The organism is Legionella sp. km772 (genome assembly GCF_003989735.1).
In the GTDB taxonomy this organism is placed as follows: domain Bacteria; phylum Pseudomonadota; class Gammaproteobacteria; order Legionellales; family Legionellaceae; genus Legionella.
Genome location: NZ_RZGQ01000320.1, coordinates 1 through 1,718 on the forward strand (window position 1 = coordinate 1; position 1,718 = coordinate 1,718).

Sequence of the window (1,718 nt, forward strand, 5' to 3'; positions counted from 1 at the left end):
ATAAAAACTCATTTAAATCACTTTGCTATTAAGTACAAATTGATTCTTAGAGCGAACCAGATTGCTTGGCAGGAGCTTAAAAATATGGCAGCTTAAAATTGACCGTGCGTAACATGAGTTGATAAGCACTTTATTCACCATTTTAGGTTCAAATCCTTGGCAAATCTCCTTTCTGTAAACTTCGGATAAAACCATAAAAATACGAAAACCCGCGTTATCTGTTTGAAAAAAGCCTGCTCGGTTATAAAGGCGCTCACTATTGGGATGATTCTCACTTTCAAAACGACTTGCTCCTTCTTTTTCAAAGAACGCGCGCACTTGCGATAATATAGCTCGATCTTCTCTATTGCCATGCGCTCCAAAATCATCTAGCCAGGCGTTAAAACATTTTTCTGCTGCTTGACATGCGGTACCTCGTTTCCACCCGGTCAGCTCATAATGAGTCGCTATTTCTCCTGCCATAGCAACTAAAGCAAAACGTCTGGCTACTCGTTGAATTTGACCTGAATGTTCGGGTTTAGTCACTTTTGCTACAAATTGCTGGATTTTATTGGCGAGCAGAGGGATTAATTCCGTTCTATGATTAACAATCTTATGGAGCCATGCAATCCCAACTGCTCCATGAAATCCTGAGGCAGCTTCTTTTAACGCGAGTGCCATAGAGGCGGGATTTATATGGTTATGTAACTGCTCAAATAGTCCCATATTAGCCCCCGCATCAGCTTCAATATCTGCTAATCGAATTTCTTGACCTGCATTACATCGTTGCCCCGCTTTTGCCATTATTGATGTTAATGATTCCTCGCCCGCCGATAAAAAGAGTAATGACCAACGCATGGATTGTCTTGCGGTACCGCAACGAGATGCTCGTGTTTTACCTTGACCGTTGGCGAGTAGATATGCACATTCACCAGCTTCTTTAGGATCCATCTGACTAAGCTCATCGAGGATTAATAAACCATCATTATGAAGTGCTGCTAATCCTTCCAATCCGTTAGCTGTAGTTCGCCACAAGCGTATATAGCCTTCCGGCTTACCCCAAACAGAAGCAGCTACTTTTAAAGCTGTTGTTTTACCAGAAGAAGATGCTCCTCTGAAATGAAAGCCTCCTGAGTCCTCACCAACAAGATTGGCGAGGCTTGGTGCAAAGGCTGCAGAAATAGCAAATACCAAGCGAGAATTACCATCAGCCAATCGTGCGATAGAATTTCTCCAATCCTCTAAACTGCCCGCCACAGACAGTGCGGGTTCAAGACTATTGGCATTTTGAAAAACGATTTGTTCGCTGGATTGCCCTATGGCTTCATTAGCAGTAACAAATACGTCTTTATACCACCCCAGTTTATCAACGCAACGAGCGCGCTCTTCGACCGGAAAAACTTGGATATAGGAAGCTAATAAATCACGAGCAGTTTTACTAGGTGATATAGTCAATCCCAATCGTGCCAGTTCTCTCCTTACATCGCTGGAATCTCCTTGCAATAAAGCCAAAGGCATAGCCCATTGATGCTTAATCCCATCATCGTCAACCCATTCAAGCAATCGACCCCATTCGCCACTATTAGCATCACGAGTTTTAGCTACCACAGATAAAGAAGAGCAGTGATATAGGCGCGGATTTTTAGACGAAAAAAAGGTATTTTTAAGAGCTATTCTTCTAATATAAGAGGGGAATAGAATGACCAAAAAGCGAAATTATTACACTGCATCAAAAAAAT

General features: G+C 42.2%; 1 protein-coding gene. It reads right to left on the reverse strand.

Annotated features, from left to right (window positions below):
• Positions 1–12: 12 nt before the first annotated feature.
• Positions 13–1,662 carry a DUF927 domain-containing protein gene (locus ELY15_RS15605; protein WP_233586865.1) on the reverse strand — a complete coding sequence of 550 codons (1,650 nt, stop codon included), beginning with the start codon at positions 1,660–1,662 and terminating at the stop codon, positions 13–15.
• Between the last annotated feature and the right edge of the window lie 56 nt (positions 1,663–1,718).